Raw genomic sequence first — 18,558 nt, 5'->3', positions numbered from 1 at the left:
CTTTGTTTTACTGGAGGTATTTTATGAATCGAATTGTAATTGCACTGTTAAAACCGTTTTCCTTCATCCCGGCGATTCTGATGATGTCGCTGATTTTCTCCTTCTCTTCCCAGAACGGAACGGAATCCTCACAGCTCAGTGAAAAAGTGGCGCGCGGCATTTTCATCACGATCGACCACGTCATGGACCGCGGATGGGATGATGAGAAGATCCAGGAACTGGCTGACGAGTATCAGTACCCGGTACGGAAGCTGGCTCATATGACAGAGTACTGTCTGCTTGCAATCTGTGTTTCGCTTCCGCTCTACGTCTACGGCCTGCGCGGCTTCGCGCTCACATTTCTTGCCGGCATCCTCTGTGTCGCCTTTGCCGCGAGCGATGAGTTCCACCAGACGATGGTCGCCAACCGCGGCCCGTCGGTAAAGGACGTCGGCATCGACAGCATCGGCGTTCTCTTCGGCATCACGTTTGTACGGCTGTTCTGCTGGATTGCACTCGGCGGAAATACGAAAAAAAGAAAGCGGCGCAGACGGCGTTACTATTACTAAAAATATTGGATAACAGAAAAATCCCCGTTGGAAAAATCATTTCTCCTGAAACTGATTTTCCCAACGGGGATTTTTTCATTTTTCTTAAAAACAGCTCTTAGGAAAGTGAATCCGCATACGCCTGAATATCTGCCTTCATCTGAATCCAGGCATCCTCATGCTCCACGTAGTACAGAGGGCAAAGCTTTTCGGTTACATCATAGTGACGGATCACATCGTCCGAAGTCAGATTGAACCGCTTGCATAAGAAACCGGCGAGCTGGACCACAGAATTGTATGTCTCATCGGTAAATTCACCGCTGTCATCCGGGTGGCAGCATTCAATCGAGATCGTATCGAAATTACGCTGGTTCGATGCATACGACCATTCACTCGTCGGGATACACTGAACGACTTCTCCCTCGATGCCGACGACGAAATGGCTGCTGGCCTGCGCCTCCTGCGTCTCAGGCAGGTTTTCAAAGTAATCACGGTTCTGCATCGCCGTGCTTCCCGGGTTTGCCGTGTAGTGAATAACGATGCCGTCCACCTTTTTCAGCCTCGTCTGCGGTCTGGACCAGCTGTTCGGCGTCAGAAGCTCCACATCAATCGGCGGAGCGCCGGTCCAGTCGGTGATATCGTTGTCCTCATAATCAGAACCGGAATAGTCAACGGCCGTGATATCACTTGCCGTTTTTGCCACACGGCGGATGCCGCTGTAAATGCCGACGCAGATCAGCACCACCAGAACTCCCGTCAGAAACATTCTGCGGTGAAGCTGGCGCTGCCTCTGTTTTCTTGTCATTTTTCCCCGTCTCTTCTGTGCCATATGTTCTCTCCCCGCTGCAAATAAGCGCCCCCTCATTTGAAAAGGCAGAAGCTGAAAAGTTTCTGCCCTTTCCCCCTTCTGCCTTTTGCGACTTTTTATTCTTATTTATCGTCCACGCTGTAGTTCGGAGCCTCTTTGGTGATGTGAATATCATGCGGATGGGACTCTTTTAAGGATGCTGCGGAAATCTTCACAAATTTTCCGGTCTCCTTTAAGGTCTCAACATCTTTCGCTCCGCAGTAGCCCATACCGGAACGAAGTCCGCCGATCAGCTGGAATACAGTGTCCTCTACGAGGCCTTTGTATGCTACACGGCCTTCCACACCTTCCGGAACCAGTTTCTTGGCGCCGGTCTGGAAGTAACGGTCTTTACTTCCGTTCTCCATCGCTGCGATGGATCCCATTCCACGGTATACTTTGTATTTTCTTCCCTGGAACAGTTCGAAATCTCCCGGGCTCTCATCGCATCCTGCGAAGATGCTTCCCATCATGCAGACATTGGCACCGGCTGCGATTGCTTTTGTCATATCTCCGGAGTACTTGATACCTCCATCGGCGATGATCGGAGTTCCGGTCTTCTTTGCTTCCTCATAGCAGTCCATAACGGCTGTGACCTGCGGTACACCGATACCTGCAACGACACGGGTCGTACAGATAGAACCAGGTCCGATACCGACTTTAACAGCGTCTGCTCCGGCTGCGATCAGGTCTCTTGTTGCCTCTGCGGTTGCCACGTTTCCGGCGATTACCTGCAGATCCGGATAATGCTCTTTGATGAGACGAAGTGTTTTGAAGATATTTGCGGAATGTCCGTGAGCGGAGTCGATGACGATCACGTCTACGTGTGCTTTTACCAGCGCATCGACACGATCGAGCACGTTTGCCGTGATGCCGACTGCGGCACCGCAGAGCAGACGTCCCTGCTCATCCTTGGCGGACAATGGGTACTTGATGGTTTTCTCGATATCTTTGATGGTGATCAGACCTTTGAGGTTGAAATCGTCATCGACAATCGGAAGTTTTTCTTTTCTGGATTTTGCAAGGATTGCTTTTGCCTCGTCCAGCGTAACGCCTACTTTTGCAGTGATCAGGTTTTCGCTGGTCATGGACTCTTTGATTTTCTTGGTGAAATCAGTTTCAAACTTCAGATCACGGTTTGTAATAATACCAACCAGTTTTCCGTTCTCGGTAATCGGGACACCGGAAATACGGAATTTTGCCATCAGATTATTGGCATCTTCCAGGGTGTGCTCCGGAGACAGATAGAACGGATCGGTGATAACACCGTTCTCAGAACGTTTTACTTTGTCTACTTCTTCTGCCTGCTGCTCAATCGACATATTCTTGTGAATAATACCGATTCCTCCCTGACGTGCCATGGCAATTGCCATACGGTGTTCTGTAACCGTATCCATGCCGGCGCTCATCATCGGGATGTTCAGCTTGATCTTCTTGGTCAGATGCGTAGTCAGATCTACCATGTTTGGGGTTACTTCAGAATACTGCGGAACCAGAAGCACATCATCGAAGGTAATACCATCACCAATAATTGTACCCATTTTCATTTCTTCCTTTCTTCTTAAGTCTTTTTGATTTATCACCTAATTTAACATAAAACAAAAAAGCTGTCAATCCATAAATACTTTTCTTGGTGCACGGTTGCGGATATCTTTTAACATCACTTCGTCCGGCTCGAAGATCACCATCTGCATGGCATTGTCCTTGGAGATGACGAATGCGTACGGTTTGTGGCCCTGTCCTTCGATGCCGGAGGAATAGTTGTAACGTTTGATACTCTGGTTGTTTTTGTAGGAATCAAGCTGATGGGACTGGTACGGAGCCAGGATTTCCATGTTGGAAAGCTCATAGCTTGCGGCTCTTTTTCTTCTTGACTGCGAATAGATACGGTCGATATCGAGCTCGCCGTTGACGTACAGATACTCAAACTCTACCGAAAGCTTCGGGATAAAAATATAGTCTACGATTCCAAGTACCAGCGCAAGAAGCAGAATCAGCGGATTCATCATAATTCCTGCGGCTGCAAAAAGAACGGTAAAGAAGATCAGAACTCCTTTGATCGCCTTGTCTTTTCCTGTCTGCTGTTTTTTCACCAGCACTTCTGTGTACAGATCACTCATTTACTCCATCCTCCTCAAGATATTCGATCAGTTTTGCTACATTGTCCGCGTTCTTTGTATTGACCAACACGGTCAGATAACACGGCTCATAGTACGTAAGGCCCATATCCTGGTACTTTTTCAATTTGGAAATGTCGAGGCAGGTATCTCCCGCCTTTATCCCGTACTTCTCACACGTCGCTTCGTCAAACAGTGTGGACAGATCCAGAAAATAATCGTCTTTGCTGTAGTTGTCGTACACGGCCTGTGAACAGATCAGAACATCCATGCTCTGTGCGGCAATCACGGCTGTGAATTTCATCAGCGTGTTGTAATCCGCGTTTTCCAGGTTTTCACCGAAGCTGTAGCTTGTATCGATGCTTACCTTTTCGTACTTATCTCCGGTTCCGAGCGCTTCTTTTAGGTCCTCCTCGATCGGACTTACATCCTGCAGTCCTGCGTAATCCACTACGGCAATGCTCACGAGGTCATAATACTTCGCATTTTCATGGATATTCACAATCGTGCCGATGATGAAGATAACAGCGATGATGCCGAAAATGACAGCCTTGTAGTATTCCCAGATATAGGCCAGTTTCTCTTTAAAATTCATTTTCGACAGCTTCTCTTTTTCGAGCTGCATCTTCTCCTTCCTTGTCATGTCGGATTCATAACGACTTGCCATGTGTGTTTCTTCTCCTTTGTTGTATTTCCCCCAACATCCTACAAATCAGTATAGCATAAAACGCCGGAAGCGTCCATATACGCCGCCCGGCGAAAGCATGAAAACTTTCTGAAATTTTTTGTAACGATTCAGAGCCATGCGAAATGGAAGAAAAACTTTCCACTAAAAAACCGGCCGGCAAAGACAGGACTTCGGAACCCATGTTCCGCTACGGTCTTTGCCAGCCGGTTTTCTTATTTTGTTTTACCAGACATTTTTATCCCGGAAATTACATCATTCCCATTCCACCGTCTGCGCCTGCCGGCATAGCCGGAGCCGGCTCTTTGATGGTTGAAACAACGGATTCTGTGGTCAGCAGGGTTGCGGAAACGCTGGTAGCGTTCTGCAGTGCGCTTCTGGTAACCTTAACCGGATCAAGGATACCAGCCTGGATCATGTCTACATACTCTTCGTTGTATGCATCAAATCCAACACCTACTTTGGACTCTTTTACTTTGTTGATCACAACAGCGCCTTCCAGACCTGCGTTTGTTACGATGTGGAACAGAGGAGCCTCGAGTGCTTTCTGTACGATTCTTGCACCGATCTTCTCGTCGCCGTCCAGGCTGTCAATCAGCTCTGCAAGCTGTGTTGTTACATGGATGTATGCAGAACCGCCGCCTGCGATGATACCCTCTTCTACGGCTGCTCTCGTTGCATTTAAAGCATCCTCCATACGGAGTTTTTCTTCTTTCATCTCGGTCTCGGTTGCTGCACCTACACGGATCACAGCTACGCCGCCTGCCATTTTTGCCAGTCTCTCCTGCAGTTTCTCTTTATCGAACTCAGAAGTGGTCTCCTCGATCTGGGATCTGATCTGGCCGATTCTTGCTGCGATGGCATCTTTTGCGCCGGCACCGTCAACGATAACGGTGTTCTCTTTCTGAACTTTAACAGATTTTGCACGTCCGAGCATTTCCAGAGTAGCGTCTTTTAATTCCAGACCAACTTCCTCGGAGATCACCTGGCCGCCGGTCAGGATTGCGATATCCTCGAGCATTGCTTTTCTTCTGTCGCCGTATCCCGGTGCTTTGACAGCTACTACGTTGAAGGTTCCGCGCAGTTTGTTGATCACGAGTGTCTGGAGAGCCTCGCCCTCTACGTCCTCAGCGATGATCAGCAGTCTTGCTCCGTTCTGTACGATCTGCTCCAGCAGCGGAAGAACTTCCTGAATGTTGGACAGTTTCTTATCGGTAATCAGGATATATGGATTGTCGAGAACGGCTTCCATTTTCTCCATATCGGTACACATGTAAGCGGAGATATATCCACGGTCGAACTGCATACCTTCTACCAGCTCCAGCTCGTTCTGCATGGTCTTGGACTCCTCGATGGTGATAACGCCGTCTTTGGAAACTTTTTCCATAGCGTCAGCTACCATCTGGCCTACTTCTTCGCTTCCGGAAGAAACAGCTGCAACTTTTGCAATCTGCTCTTTGCCTGCTACCGGCTGGCTCATCTCTGCAAGGATCTGAACAGCTTTATCGGTTGCTTTCTTCATTCCCTTACGAAGAACGATCGGGTTCGCACCTGCTGCCAGGTTTTTCATTCCTTCGTTTACCATAGCCTGTGCCAGAACGGTTGCGGTTGTGGTACCATCACCTGCTACGTCGTTGGTCTTTGCAGCAACTTCTTTGATGAGCTGTGCGCCCATGTTTTCAAAGCCGTCTGCCAGCTCGATCTCTTTTGCAATCGTAACACCATCGTTTGTGATGAGCGGAGCGCCGTACTGTTTGTCCAGAACAACGTTTCTTCCTTTCGGTCCAAGGGTTACACGTACGGTATCTGCAAGCTGGTTTACACCATTCTGAAGAGCGTTTCTTGCCTCTGCTCCATATTTAATCTCTTTTGCCATGATTGTCATGCCTCCTGATTTTTACTTGATTATTCTTTATTTTACAACTGCCAGAATGTCATCCTGTTTTACGATGATGTACTCTTCGTCTTCCAGTTTGACGTTGGTTCCTGCATATTTGGAATAGATTACCTGATCTCCGACTGCAACTTCCATTTTTACTTCTTTGCCGTCTTCTACTTTTCCAGGTCCTACTGCGATAACCTCAGCCTGCTGCGGTTTCTCCTGTGCCTGTCCCGGAAGTACGATACCGGATTTTGTGGTTTCCTCTGCTTTTAACTCTTTTAATACAACTCTGTCACCTAAAGGTACTAACTTCATTTATGTTTCCTCCTTCAAGATTTCATTCAGTTTTATTTATTAGCACTCAGTTCATTCGAGTGCTACTTGATGGTTCTTACTATAGTGTTTTCCACCTCATTTCGCAAATGTATGAATTTTGTAATTCTCTTTTTTTTTCTCGTGATAGCTCTTAATTTCTCTTATTTTCTCGTTTTTTCTTATTTTGGCAACTTTTTCATATTTTATACTCTCTTTAGAATCTAATTATAGTTTATTCCTAAAAACGGGAATGATACCATTTTTTTCCGCTCCCCGAATGCTTTTTTGCACAAAAAGAAACGGCGCCATTCTTAAACGGCTCCGATTCTTTTCTACATTCCACTTTTTTATTTTTTCGCCTCGTCCGGATGGGCATCGCCCTTTCCTTTCAGGTTCTTTCTTGCTTTGATCTCGTCGAGTTCATCAAAGATATAATCATTTAATACCTTGATATACGTTCCCTTCATACCGCTGGAACGGGACTCGATGACGCCTGCGCTCTCGAATTTGCGGAGGGCATTTACGATGACGGATCTTGTGATGCCGACGCGGTCTGCAATTTTGCTTGCAACCAGAATGCCCTCATCCCCGTTCAGTTCATCAAAGATATGGATGATGGCTTCCAGTTCGGAGAAGGACAACGTGTTGAATGCGGATTTAACCACCTGAACCTTGCGGTTTTCCTCCACATTTTCCTCGTTGACGGAACGCATCATTTCCAGTCCGACAACGGTTGTGCCGTACTCACTGACGATGATATCGTCGATATCGTACTGCGGGGTGCAGCGGTACATAAATACGGTACCAAGGCGTTCTCCGGCGATCTCGATCGGGCAGATAATTGCGGTGTAGCGCTCTACACCAGGCCGCTCAAAGCCGAGGGTCTGTAAATTGACGTTCTCTTTTGTGGAGAGTACGCCGAGGAGACGCTCGTTTAATGCGGCATCGACATAACCGCCCACCTTATCCTCGATCAGCTCCGTAATTTCTTCCACGCCCGGGCAAAGGCTGATGCCCAGCACTTTTCCTTTTTTACTGATCACCAGGATATTGGAACTTAACGTTTCCATCAGGACTTCACAGATATCGTTGAACACGACCTTCGTGGAGTGATTGTTATGAAGCAGTTTGTTGATTTTTCTGGTTTTATCCAGCAGTTGTACGCTCATGTTCTTCTCCTTTCTTTATTTTCTGCATTTTTTTGGCGTATCCGCCGAAAAAAATGCACACTGATGCCTTTTTCAGACAACCCTTAAAACTAAGCTCATTCTATCATGTAGTTTTCCGGAAATCAATATATTTTTCAGAAAACTATAAATTTTATAAAAATTCATGCTAAATTTTTTCAGATCTTCCTGTTTTTCCGCCTCGATAAGCAAAAAAAACGGCCTGCACCAGTTTTTCACCAGTACAGACCGCTTTGTCATTCTCAGTCTTCGTCTTTCTTTTCGCGTGCTTCTACATAGCCGCACTGCTCGTCCGCGCAGACCAGCTTATTGCCTTTTTCCAGCATATAGCCGCCGCACTGCGGGCATTTCTTGGCAGACGGTTTCTGCCAGGACATGAAATCGCATTCCGGATTGTTTTCGCATCCATAATATTTCCGCCCTTTTTTCGTCTTGCGCAGGATCACTTCTTTTCCGCACTTCGGACACGGAACACCGATCTTTTCCAGATACGGCTTCGTGTTCTTGCAGTCCGGGAATCCCGGGCAGGCGAGGAATTTTCCGTGCGGGCCGTATTTGACCACCATGTTGCGGCCGCAGTTCTCGCAGATGACATCTGTCACCTCATCCTCTACCTTAACTTCTTCGAGGTTCTTTTCTGCCTCTGTGACCGCCTCATAGAGATCCGGCCAGAAGTTCTCGACTACTGTCTTCCACGGAACACTTCCATCTCCAACCCTGTCGAGCAGAGCTTCCATCGTTGCCGTAAAGTTGACATCCACGATGCTCGGGAATGCCTCTTTCATCATGTTGTTGACCACCTCGCCGAGCTCTGTCATGTAAAGGTTCTTGTTCTCCTTTGCCACGTAACGGCGGTTGATGATCGTTGTGATGGTCGGCGCGTACGTACTTGGACGGCCGATGCCGAGTTCCTCGAGTGTTTTGACAAGGGAAGCCTCGGTGTAGTGTGCCGGCGGCTGTGTGAAGTGCTGCTGCGGATCCATCTTTTCCAGTGCCAGCTCCGTTCCTGCCTCCAGGCTCCGGACAGCGGCGTTTTTCTCTTTCTTTTCCTCATCCGGATCGGTGTAAACGGACATGAAACCATCAAATGCCAGACGGGAGGAAGCTGCTGTAAAGAGATACTCTCCTGCATTGATCCGTGCGGAAATTGTCTCATAGACGGCCGGCTGCATGCGGCTTGCCACAAAGCGTTTCCAGATCAGCTGATACAGGCGGAACAGATCTCTTGGCAGGGATTCTTTTACCATTACCGGTGTATTCGTCACATCGGTCGGACGGATGGCCTCGTGCGCATCCTGTGCCTTGCTGTTTTTATTCTCCGTCGTGTCCCCGCTTGCGGTATATTTTGTGCCGTACTGCTCCTGGATAAAGGAACGTGCTGCCGCATCGGCCTCCTCGCTGATTCGTGTAGAATCGGTACGCAGATAGGAAATCAGAGCGATCGTTCCCTTTCCCTTTACTTCCACGCCCTCGTAGAGCTGCTGCGCCAGACGCATCGTCTTCTGCGTGGAGAAGTTCAGCACCTTCGATGCTTCCTGCTGCAGGGTACTCGTGGTGAACGGAAGCGGCGCTTTCTTGGAACGCTCTCCTTTTTTCACTTCGGATACAGTAAAGGTCTCATTTTCCAGTCCCTTTAAGATTTCATCGAGCTGCTCTTTCGTCTCGACCGCCATCTTTTCACTGCCTTTGCCGTGGAATTTTGCGACGAGCGGTTTCTTCTCGCCTGGAATTTTCAGATCTGCTTCCAGTGTCCAGTATTCTTTCGGAATGAACGCATTGATCTCATCCTCGCGGTCGCCGATGATGCGCAGTGCAACGGACTGCACACGGCCGGCGGAAAGTCCGCGTTTGATTTTCTTCCATAACAATGGGCTGATTTCATAACCTACCATACGGTCGAGGCAGCGGCGCGCCTGCTGCTCGTCCACCAGGTTCATATCGATGTCGCGTGCCTGTTTGATCGACGCTTTGACTGCTGATTTTGTGATCTCATTGAAGGTGATGCGGCGCATCTTGTTCTCATCGAGATTCAGCGCAATCGACAGATGCCAGGAAATTGCCTCTCCCTCGCGGTCAGGGTCAGTTGCGAGATAAACTTTATCTGCTTTTTTTGCGGCTTTTCGAAGAGATGCCAGAAGCTCTCCTTTTCCGCGGATGGTGATATATTTTGGTTCAAAGTCATGTTCTACATCAATTCCAAGCCGGCTTTTCGGCAGATCGCGCACATGGCCCATAGATGCTGCAACTTCGTAATTTGCCCCGAGATACTTTTTCACCGTCTTGACTTTTGCCGGTGATTCCACTATTACAAGATATTTTGCCACCTCTGATGCCTCCTGAATACATATTTTTATAACTGTCCAGATCTATATTGCGTTTTTCATATCGCATAGTTCTGCATCATTACAAATTCCAGAATAATTCCTAAATTAGTCGTAACTTCCACTGACTATACACCAAAAAGTTTTTTCTTGCAAGTGTTTTCCATTTTTAAAATGTACCATTTTTCGATGTTTCCCGACAAAATAACAGGATTTTTTCTATTTTTTAACGATTTTTCCTGATTTTTTTCTTTTCTTTTTCCTTTTTCAGACATGCACGCGGCGCAGAAGAGCCCCCTTTTTTCTTTTTCTTCTATTATAATTGTGCACCGGGCGGAATATCACAAAACCTTTCTTTTCCTCGTCCCTTTTACGATAACGCCATGTACACGCCCGGCGGATTTTCCGCAATAACGCCGTCAATTTCGAGTGCCAGCAGAATGCCGGTCAGCTCCTGCAGCGGGATTCCGGTGCTGCCGGCAAGCTGTGCAAGATTCTGCGGTTCTGCCGCGAGTGTTTTCAGAACCATTTCCGCCTCTTTTCCATAGCGCGGACGCGGTGCGGCTCTTTTTGTTCCGGCCTTTTTCACGCCCAGCTCCTCGAGAATCGTTTCGGGTGAAATCGCAATTTCCGCTCCCTGCGCGATCAGGCGGTTGCAGCCGCGGCTTGTCGCATCCGTTGTCCGTCCGGGCAGGGCAAATACCGTTTTTCCCTGCTCCAGCGCATAGTCCGCCGTAATGAGCGAGCCGCTCTTCTCTTTTGCCTCAATTACCAGAACGACATCTGCCAGCGCACTGATCACGCGGTTGCGGATCGGGAAATGCCACGGAAGCGGCTCTGCGCCCGGCGGAAATTCGCTTAAGACACCGCCTCCGTTTTCCAGCATCCGCCGCATCAGCGGGTAATTCTGTTTCGGATAGCAGATATCCACGCCGCAGCCAAGCACGGCAAACGTCTTTCCCTTTCCGCGCAGTGCCCCCTCGTGCGCCGCCGCGTCGATTCCGCACGCCAGTCCGCTGATCACCGCCACGCCGTTTGCCGCCAGCACCTGCGCGAAAAAGGCCGCCTGGCTCTTTCCGTACGCCGTACATATCCGCGCGCCCACAATCGCCGCTGTTTTCTGCTCATCCGCCGGCAGCGCGCCCCGCACGAAAAGGCGGGACGGCATGTCCGCGAACGGCATAAGCCGCTCCGGATAGCCCTCCTGCCCGCGGCCGACTGTAAAAATTTCCATCGCCATACGTCAGATCCTCCATATACTTTTGTCGGCGCTCCGAAAGCAGATCGCCTCGCTGATATGCGGCACGCCGATTTTGACCGCCCCGTCCAGATCCGCAATTGTCCGCGCGGTGCGGATAATCCCGTGGTAGGAACGCGCGCTGAGGCGCAGGCGGCGGAAGGCATCCTCTAAAAGCTCTTCCGCTGCTTTTTCCAGGATACAGTATTTCTCGATCTGGCCTGCTTTCAGTTCGCTATTGAAATGAATCGACTCCTGCCGGTAGCGCGCCGCCTGAATTTCCGCCGCTGCCGTCGCTTTTTCCCGCATCCTGGCCGAGGATTCGCACCGCTCCTCGCCGTGCAGATCCTCGTAGGAAAGTGCTTCCACCTGCACGCAGAGATCCATGCGGTCGAGGAACGGCTGGCTGACTCTCGAGAGATACCGGCTGATGTCGCCGGGTGCGCAGGTACAGCGCGATAAGTCGGGGTAAAAGCCGCAGGGGCAGGGGTTCATTGCCGCCACCATCAGAAATGACGCCGGGAACACATAGTTTCCGCTGACACGGGAAATCACAATCCGGTGCTCCTCGAGCGGCTGGCGCAGGATCTCAATGGTTGTGCGCGTCATCTCCGGGAGTTCATCAAGGAAGAGAACGCCGCGGTGTGCCAGCGTAATTTCGCCCGGGGACGGCTGTTTTCCGCCGCCTGCAAGAGCCTGCGGAGACATCGTGTGATGCGGAGCACGGAAGGGCCGCTCCCGGCGGACACCCTCTCCTTTGGCAAGCATTCCGGCGATGCTGTAGATCCGCGTTACTTCCATCTGCTCCTCCTCAGACATCGGAGGCATGATCGTCGGAATCCGCCTTGCGATCATGGATTTTCCGCTGCCCGGCGGCCCCAGCATCAGCAGATTGTGAAATCCGGCCGCAGCGATGAGCGCCGCCCGCCGCGCCGCCGTCTGGCCCTGCACTTCGGAAAAGTCCGGCTCTTTTCCGTCCTCCTTCTTTTGATTTTCTATAGACGGAAGCGACGGCATTTTCCCTTCACAGCAGTAGTTCAAAAGCTCCTGTAAATTCTGGATTCCAACGACGTGAAGCCCGCCGACCAGACCCCCTTCCGCGGCATTTCCGGCTGGAACAAGAAGCGTTGTGCATCCAAGCTCCCGCGCCTTCGCCGCTGCCGGAAATACACCGCTGATCTCCTGCACATGGCCGTCAAGGCCGAGTTCGCCGAGCACCATCGTTTTCCGGAGTGACCCGGGCGGAATCCGGCCGAGCGTCATCAGAACGCCCGCTGCAATCGGAAGATCGAAACGCGATCCTTCTTTTCGGACGTCCGCCGGGGATAAATTAATCGTAATTCGTTTCGGCGGCAGGGAAATTCCCATGTTTTTGAGGGCTGTCCGCACGCGGTCCTGCGCCTCCTTTACCTGGGCACTCACGTAGCCGACCATCGTAAACTGCGGCATGCCGTCACTGACATCCGCCTCCACCTGCACCGGAATCATCTCCATGCCCGAGACGGTGGCTGATAATACACTGCAATACAAAGAAAACCTCCTTTTCTTTCAGTAGCAGGTCGTATAGTTCCTATTTATTTTTCATTTTGGGAAAATGTCCGGCAAGAACACCGGGAAGATATTATCTTTGATTTTTGTTCGAAAAAGTAAGGATAAGGAAACCTTTTCTGCACCTGATTTCCTTACCCTTTATTATAGAAGCAGTCCGTTTGAAATGTCAAGCATTTACGAAGCGGCAAACCGTAACCGCAACTTTTCAATTGCATTCTTCTCGATCCGCGACACGTACGAACGGCTGATGCCGAGCCGGGCAGCGACCTGTTTCTGTGTGTATTCTGCTTTTCCGCCAAGGCCGTACCGGAGAAGAAGCACCTGTTTTTCCTGCTCTTTTAATTCCGAATCCAGATAACAGTACAGCCGCACCGCGTCCTCTTTCCGGTTGTACTGTTCCGCGATATCCTCCCCGCCGCCCTCCACGATGTCGAGCAGATGGATCTCATTTCCCTCCTTGTCGGTTCCGATCGGCTCGTAGAGGGAAATCTCCCGTGCCGTTTTCTTTTTGCTCCGAAGATACATCAGCAGCTCATTATCAATACAGCGGGCGGCGTATGCGGCCAGCCGGTTTCCTTTTTTCGAATCATATGTCATCACCGCCTTGATGAGGCCGATCGTTCCAATGGAAATCAGATCGTCGAGATCATCGGGCAGGCCCTGATACTTTTTCACAACGTGCGCGACCAGGCGCAGATTCCGCTCGACCAGAATGTCTCTGGCTTTTGTATCGCCCCTCTGATACGCATCCAGACAGCTTTTTTCTTCCTGTGCAGACAGTGGTTTTAAAAAGGGTTCCAAGAAAAGCGGCACCTCAAAGGGGATTTTTCTTTATTTTATGTTTGAATTGCAGGAAACGTGCCTGTCTGCTATACTGATAAGATCAGCCGGGTTTTCCGGCACTCGACATTATATTTTTAAGAGGAGGTTTCCTTTTATGACAGACCAGAAAAACGGACAGGAATATCTTTCTTTTGTGCTGGAAAAGCTGCAGGCGCGTCTTGCCGAGATTAGTCAGTCTCTGCTGGACGGACAGAAAGAAATTGAAAATATGCACGATTATTACTGGCAGAACTATACCGAGATGGACCAGTACGGATATGAGGATTACGACAATCAGCAGGCGCTGCTGCATCAGGTGAATGCGAATCAGGAGCAGCTTCTTCTGCGGAGCCGCTTCCGGAAAATGCTGGATTCTCCGTTCTTCGGGCGTGTGGATTTCTGCTATGACGGGGATGATGAGCCGGAAATTTTCTATATCGGCATCGGCAATTTTGCGGAGCGGCCGGGCGAGCTGCCGCTGATTTACGACTGGAGAAGCCCGGTCAGCGGTCTTTTCTACGATTTTGACCGCGGGCCGGCTTCCTATCTGGCGCCGGGCGGCGAGATGACAGGGGAAATCTGTTCCAAGTGGCAGTATAAGATCCGGGATGGAAAGATGATTTACGGATTTGAGAGTGATGTGAAAATTGATGATGATATTTTAAAGGCGGAGCTTGGCAGCAACGGCGAGGTACAGCTGAAGAATATTATCCGCACAATTCAGAAGGAACAGAATGCGATCATCCGCAATACGAAGGACCGGATTCTGGTAATTCAGGGAGCGGCGGGAAGCGGCAAGACATCGGTGGCGCTGCATCGGATTGCCTACCTTTTGTATCATGACAGACAGAATCTGAAGTCTTCGAATATTCTGATTTTATCGCCGAACGGGGTATTTTCGGATTATATTTCACATATTCTGCCGGAGCTCGGTGAGGAGAATATTCAGGAGATGAGTTTTGATCTCTTTGCTTACCGCAAATTACAGGACACGGCGGCGGACTGTGAGGATCGCTGTGATCAGATTGAGCGGGAGATGCGGGATCCAAAAGCCGCAGAACGGTTTGCTTTAAAACAGTCGCAGGCGTTTGTGGACCAGATGGAGGGATTTGCGCTGGAGCTTGAGGACGAGCTGATGAATTTCTCAGACGTTTCGTATAAGTCGTTTGTGAAGTCAGAATCGGAGATTATTACGCTGTTTTATGACAAGTTTGCGGATATTCCGCTGCTCTCGCGGATGGATGCGGTGGCGGAGACGTTTATTGACGAGATCGAGACGCTGCTGAACCGGGATCTGCCGGAGGAGGAGCGGATTCCGCTCATCGAAAAATTCCAGAAGATGTATGAGACGATGGATTTTTATGTTCTCTACAATCGTTTTCTGAAGAAAGAGGGATATCAGACGCTGCCGCGGCGGCCGTTGGAGAAGCGGAAACTGCGGTATGAGGATGTGTATCCGGTTCTGTATCTGAAGTACCGCCTGTCGCGGCAGGCGGAGCGGTCGAATATTAAGCATCTGGTGATTGATGAAATGCAGGATTATTCGCGGCTCCAGTATCTGATTATCCGGCGGATGTTTTCCTGTAAGATGACGATTCTCGGCGACCGGGCGCAGACGATGGCGGATCAGCAGCAGGATGTACTGCAGTTTTTACCGGGGATTTTCGGGAAGGATCTGCGGCGGATTGAGATGCGGAAGAGTTACCGGAATACGGTGGAAATTGCGTCGTATGCGGCAAATCTCATTGGCGTAACGGATCTGGAGCTGTTTGAACGGCACGGAATGCCGGTGTTGGAACGGAATGTCACGGATCTTGAGGCGGCTCTGCGGGAGGCAGTGGATACGCTGTTTCCAGATGAGAAAACGTATGAGACGGCGGCGGTGATTGTACCGGATGAGAAGACGGCGGAACGGGCTTATTTGATTTTACGGGAGATTCTGGCGGAAAAAGATTTTGACTGTGAGAAGCGGCTTTCGTGGCTGAACCGTGACAGCTCCAGTTTTAAGAAAGGACTGACGGTTACCACATTTTATCTGGCAAAAGGGCTGGAGTTTGATCAGGTGTTCTCGATTTTCCCAAAGGACGAGAAACGGGAGATGATGATGCAGGCGCAGTATATTGCAGCGACCAGAGCATTGCATGAGCTGAGAGTGTATCATATTTAAAAACAGGGAGATCCTCCGAAAAAATTCGATTGGATCTCCCTGTCATTTTTATTTTCGATCAGATATGATAGAATCCTGCGGACTGTGCCGGGATGGTGATGATTCCGTCTTTGGATTCTGCTTTTCCTCCGATCGTGTAGAGGGCATCCTTCAGCTCTGCACTGTATGGGAAGGACTGCTCTTTGTCGGATGGGTTGATGATAACGAGGACTTTTTCACCCTCAGCCTCACGGACGTATGCCAGCGGATACTGGTTTTTCTCTGCATAAACGAACTCGATGGTTCCGCGGCTTAAGAGTGCTTTGCTGCTCTGGCGGATCTGGATGAGTTTTTTAACTTCGTGGTACAGGGAATCCGGATCGGCCATCTGTGCTTTTGCGGTCGGACGGTCTTTGCCCGGATCCATGGTGATGTAGAGGTCGCTGGCCGGTGCGCTGGAAAATCCTGCGTTGGTGCTGTCATCCCACTGCATCGGAGAACGGGAACCGGTGCGGTTGTATCCGCCCTCAACGGATTTCAGGCCTTCGACGTAGCGCATACCGATTTCATCACCGTAGTAGATGAACGGCGCACCTGGCATGGAAAGAAGGAAAGCGAAAGCAATTTTCAGCTCATTCCCCTGCAGACGGCGTGCCAGACGGTCCATATCATGGTTTCCGGACGGGATGCAGATCAGGCCTTTCTGTGCGGTCTTATTGTAGTTGGTTTTGTAGGTCTCTACAAACTCAGAGATATCTCCTTTTCCGCGTTTGGAGAAGAATGGCTCATCGCAGCGGAACAGATCGTTGTAATGGGACGGTCCAAAGTGAAGCAGGAAGTCCATGTGGAAGCCGCCCTGTAAGGATTTGTCCGGCTCGCCCCACTCGGATACCATGGCTGCATCCGGGAACTCGGCGTCGAGGAATTTCCGTACCTGCTGCCACAGGCGGATGGTTCCTTTGCCTTCCTGATCGTTCTTTACCAGGGAGCCCGCCATATCGACACGGAAGCCGTCGCAGCCCATGTTCAGCCAGAATCTCATGACATCTTCCATCGCTGCCAGCGTTGCCTGCGGTCCCTCATCATCAAAGGACTGCTGCCACGGTTTTTCCGGATCCGGCTGATAAAAGCCGTAGTTCAGGGCCGGCTGGTTGGAGAAGAAGTTGATGGCGCAGGCGCCGTCACGCTCGGAAATGCCGCGCAGGCTTCCCATTCCTTCCGGTGCTTCCCATACGTTATTAGTCCATACGTAGCGGTCTGTAAATTCATTGCGGTCTGCTTTCATGGATTCTTTGAACCATGGATGCTCAACAGATGTATGGCCCGGAACCAGGTCGAGCAGAACGTGCATGTCACGTTTGTGTGCCTCTTCGAAAACTCTCTTCAGATCCTCATTCGTTCCGTAGCGCGGTGCAACGCGGCAGTAATCTGCGACATCGTATCCTGCATCACCGAATGGGGACAGGAAGCACGGGTTGATCCAGATGGCGTTGCAGCCCAGTTCCTTGATGTAGTCTAATTTTTCAATGATACCCTGGAAATCTCCGATTCCGTCGGCGTTGGTGTCGTTGAAGGACTGCGGGTAAATCTCATAAAATACTGCGTTATCTAACCATTTTGACATTTTTTCTTTCCCTCTTTCGCTCTTATTTCTGCTGTATTTTCGTCGTTGAAGCAAGTGTTTCTATATGATATATTACTACTGTATCCGCTGAAATACCAGTAATTTCCTATTTCATTCTAATACTATTCTATGATTTTAGTTACAGTTCACTGGTACCCAGCGAACTGTAACCTTCGCACCCCTCATTTAAAGTTTTGCTTCGCAAAAGGAGGGCTGCTCACGCCTGAATCACTTTCTTACGCAGCGAAACAGCAAGTGTTTCACTGCTGAGTGAACATTAACTGATTTTATCCATGCCACGCTCTGCCATTTCCGGCATTTTACGGACATGCTTTTTGGAGGAGGATTTTATGATGCTTTCTGCTGCGAAAGAAAAACGCCAGCACGGCTCCATGCAGGTTCCCTACAGTTATTATGACTGCCGGATGCCCGACTATTTTCCCGGCGTACCGCTGCACTGGCACGGGGAGATGGAGCTGAATTATATCAAACGCGGAACGGGGTATTTTCAGTATGAGGACCGTCTGCTTACGGCGCATGCCGGTGATATTTTTCTGATTCAACCGAACCTCGTACATGCCATTCTGCCCGCCGAGCAGGAGTCGATGTTTTATGATACGATTGTTTTCCACCAGAATATGCTGATCGGCGGGTATGACGACCGCAGCTACACGGAAATTCTGCAGCCGTTTTTCTCCGCCCGGCGCCGCATCCAGGCACCGATTTCACCCGAACATTCCGGTTATGCTGCACTTTCTGCATCCGTCCATCAGATTTTCCGCTGCATCCGTGAAAACTCTGCTGTCTCCGATCTTCTGCTGAAAAGTGAGCTGCTCCGCTTCTTCTATCTGCTCGCCGCATCGCCGGAACTCTGCACCGATCGTCCCGCCATGCCTGCGGCTGCTGAAAACCTGCGGCCTGTGCTCGCCTATATCCAGGAGCACTTCGCCGACCCGATTACCGTAGAGGAACTTGCCAGGCTGTCGCACTTGAGCAAAAGCTATTTTATGAGCTGTTTTAAGCAGACCTTCGGACTCGGGGCCGTTGAATATCTGACACAGCTTCGGATCAAAGCCGCCTGCGAGGCGCTGCGCAGTACGACGCGGAGTGTGTCCGAAATCGCGTACGACAATGGTTTCCGCAACCTTTCCAACTTCAACCGGCAGTTCCGAAGCAAAGTGGGATGTACGCCGCAGATGTATCGGAAGGAATTTCAAAATCCGTAAATTCAAAAAGGGATGCATCAAAATATGCATCCCGAAAATCTATCTCTGATCCTATTTTTATTCCGTAATCT

The 18,558-nt window shown here is 50.0% G+C and carries 15 protein-coding genes; 3 read left to right on the top strand and 12 right to left on the bottom strand.

The annotated features are described in order from the left end of the window. Nucleotides 1–23: 23 nt before the first annotated feature. Nucleotides 24–548: a VanZ family protein gene (locus DXB83_RS08470; RefSeq protein WP_117509519.1), complete on the top strand. Its 525-nt coding sequence runs from the start codon at nt 24–26 to the stop codon at nt 546–548. A 97-nt stretch (nt 549–645) separates the two neighbouring features. Here DXB83_RS08470 and DXB83_RS08465 read toward each other — a convergent pair whose 3' ends face one another. From DXB83_RS08465 to sigK, 11 genes are all read right to left on the bottom strand, one after another. Beyond that, nucleotides 646–1,356: a peptidoglycan recognition protein family protein gene (locus DXB83_RS08465; protein WP_022462190.1), complete on the bottom strand. Its 711-nt coding sequence runs from the start codon at nt 1,354–1,356 to the stop codon at nt 646–648. A gap of 101 nt (nt 1,357–1,457) precedes the next feature. Next, a complete protein-coding gene (gene guaB / locus DXB83_RS08460) occupies nt 1,458–2,915 on the bottom strand; it encodes an IMP dehydrogenase (RefSeq protein WP_117509520.1) in 1,458 nt (485 codons plus the stop codon). Between the two features lie 69 nt (nt 2,916–2,984). Beyond that, on the bottom strand, nt 2,985–3,494 hold the full coding sequence (locus tag DXB83_RS08455) for a DUF6106 family protein (RefSeq protein WP_055227377.1): 510 nt from the start codon (nt 3,492–3,494) through the stop codon (nt 2,985–2,987). Further along, the gene (locus DXB83_RS08450; protein ID WP_055227379.1) at nt 3,487–4,158 is read right to left on the bottom strand and encodes a hypothetical protein; all 672 of its coding nucleotides are present in this window, start codon (nt 4,156–4,158) and stop codon (nt 3,487–3,489) included. The genes DXB83_RS08455 and DXB83_RS08450 overlap by 8 nt, the downstream gene beginning before the upstream one ends. A 268-nt stretch (nt 4,159–4,426) precedes the next feature. Then, a complete protein-coding gene (gene groL, locus DXB83_RS08445) occupies nt 4,427–6,052 on the bottom strand; it encodes a chaperonin GroEL (RefSeq protein ID WP_117509522.1) in 1,626 nt (541 codons plus the stop codon). Nucleotides 6,053–6,088: 36 nt separating this feature from the next. After that, a complete protein-coding gene (groES, locus tag DXB83_RS08440; RefSeq protein WP_022462185.1) occupies nt 6,089–6,373 on the bottom strand; it encodes a co-chaperone GroES in 285 nt (94 codons plus the stop codon). Between the two features lie 347 nt (nt 6,374–6,720). After that, the gene (gene codY, locus DXB83_RS08435; protein WP_022462184.1) at nt 6,721–7,542 is read right to left on the bottom strand and encodes a GTP-sensing pleiotropic transcriptional regulator CodY; all 822 of its coding nucleotides are present in this window, start codon (nt 7,540–7,542) and stop codon (nt 6,721–6,723) included. Nucleotides 7,543–7,802: 260 nt separating this feature from the next. Beyond that, entirely contained in the window at nt 7,803–9,884 is a 2,082-nt protein-coding gene (topA, locus tag DXB83_RS08425; RefSeq protein WP_117804112.1) for a type I DNA topoisomerase, read from the bottom strand. A 367-nt stretch (nt 9,885–10,251) separates the two neighbouring features. Next, nucleotides 10,252–11,121 (bottom strand): DNA-processing protein DprA, encoded by an 870-nt coding sequence (gene dprA / locus DXB83_RS08420; RefSeq protein ID WP_022462182.1) that lies wholly within the window; start codon nt 11,119–11,121, stop codon nt 10,252–10,254. A 3-nt stretch (nt 11,122–11,124) separates the two neighbouring features. Further along, entirely contained in the window at nt 11,125–12,648 is a 1,524-nt protein-coding gene (locus DXB83_RS08415) for a YifB family Mg chelatase-like AAA ATPase (RefSeq protein ID WP_118697444.1), read from the bottom strand. A gap of 195 nt (nt 12,649–12,843) precedes the next feature. Next, nucleotides 12,844–13,470, bottom strand: a complete 627-nt coding sequence (gene sigK, locus DXB83_RS08410; protein WP_022462180.1) for an RNA polymerase sporulation sigma factor SigK — start codon at nt 13,468–13,470, stop codon at nt 12,844–12,846. Nucleotides 13,471–13,606: 136 nt separating this feature from the next. Here sigK and DXB83_RS08405 point away from each other — a divergent pair, with 136 nt between their 5' ends. After that, nucleotides 13,607–15,658, top strand: a complete 2,052-nt coding sequence (locus DXB83_RS08405; RefSeq protein ID WP_118697443.1) for a HelD family protein — start codon at nt 13,607–13,609, stop codon at nt 15,656–15,658. Nucleotides 15,659–15,716: 58 nt separating this feature from the next. On the opposite strand, the gene DXB83_RS08400 is transcribed toward DXB83_RS08405, so the two are convergent. Then, nucleotides 15,717–17,261 (bottom strand): alpha-amylase family glycosyl hydrolase, encoded by a 1,545-nt coding sequence (locus tag DXB83_RS08400; protein ID WP_118697442.1) that lies wholly within the window; start codon nt 17,259–17,261, stop codon nt 15,717–15,719. A 350-nt stretch (nt 17,262–17,611) separates the two neighbouring features. Here DXB83_RS08400 and DXB83_RS08395 point away from each other — a divergent pair, with 350 nt between their 5' ends. Next, nucleotides 17,612–18,487 carry an AraC family transcriptional regulator gene (locus DXB83_RS08395; protein ID WP_158581095.1) on the top strand — a complete coding sequence of 292 codons (876 nt, stop codon included), beginning with the start codon at nt 17,612–17,614 and terminating at the stop codon, nt 18,485–18,487. Nucleotides 18,488–18,558: the final 71 nt, after the last annotated feature.

The organism is Blautia sp. OM06-15AC (assembly GCF_003481425.1).
Classification (GTDB): Bacteria; Bacillota; Clostridia; order Lachnospirales; family Lachnospiraceae; genus Fusicatenibacter; species Fusicatenibacter saccharivorans.
The sequence above is the reverse complement of the archived record's forward strand: the minus strand, read 5'-3'. Positions and strand labels throughout refer to the sequence as shown.

What these genes read in the sequence shown, in the direction of transcription:
- DXB83_RS08470 (WP_117509519.1), top strand. Translation starts at nt 24, where the DNA reads ATGAATCGAATTGTAATTGCACTGTTAAAACCGTTTTCCTTCATCCCG.
- DXB83_RS08465 (WP_022462190.1), bottom strand. Translation starts at nt 1,356, where the DNA reads ATGGCACAGAAGAGACGGGGAAAAATGACAAGAAAACAGAGGCAGCGC.
- guaB (WP_117509520.1), bottom strand. Translation starts at nt 2,915, where the DNA reads ATGGGTACAATTATTGGTGATGGTATTACCTTCGATGATGTGCTTCTG.
- DXB83_RS08455 (WP_055227377.1), bottom strand. Translation starts at nt 3,494, where the DNA reads ATGAGTGATCTGTACACAGAAGTGCTGGTGAAAAAACAGCAGACAGGA.
- DXB83_RS08450 (WP_055227379.1), bottom strand. Translation starts at nt 4,158, where the DNA reads ATGGCAAGTCGTTATGAATCCGACATGACAAGGAAGGAGAAGATGCAG.
- groL (WP_117509522.1), bottom strand. Translation starts at nt 6,052, where the DNA reads ATGGCAAAAGAGATTAAATATGGAGCAGAGGCAAGAAACGCTCTTCAG.
- groES (WP_022462185.1), bottom strand. Translation starts at nt 6,373, where the DNA reads ATGAAGTTAGTACCTTTAGGTGACAGAGTTGTATTAAAAGAGTTAAAA.
- codY (WP_022462184.1), bottom strand. Translation starts at nt 7,542, where the DNA reads ATGAGCGTACAACTGCTGGATAAAACCAGAAAAATCAACAAACTGCTT.
- dprA (WP_022462182.1), bottom strand. Translation starts at nt 11,121, where the DNA reads ATGGCGATGGAAATTTTTACAGTCGGCCGCGGGCAGGAGGGCTATCCG.
- DXB83_RS08405 (WP_118697443.1), top strand. Translation starts at nt 13,607, where the DNA reads ATGACAGACCAGAAAAACGGACAGGAATATCTTTCTTTTGTGCTGGAA.
- DXB83_RS08400 (WP_118697442.1), bottom strand. Translation starts at nt 17,261, where the DNA reads ATGTCAAAATGGTTAGATAACGCAGTATTTTATGAGATTTACCCGCAG.
- DXB83_RS08395 (WP_158581095.1), top strand. Translation starts at nt 17,612, where the DNA reads ATGATGCTTTCTGCTGCGAAAGAAAAACGCCAGCACGGCTCCATGCAG.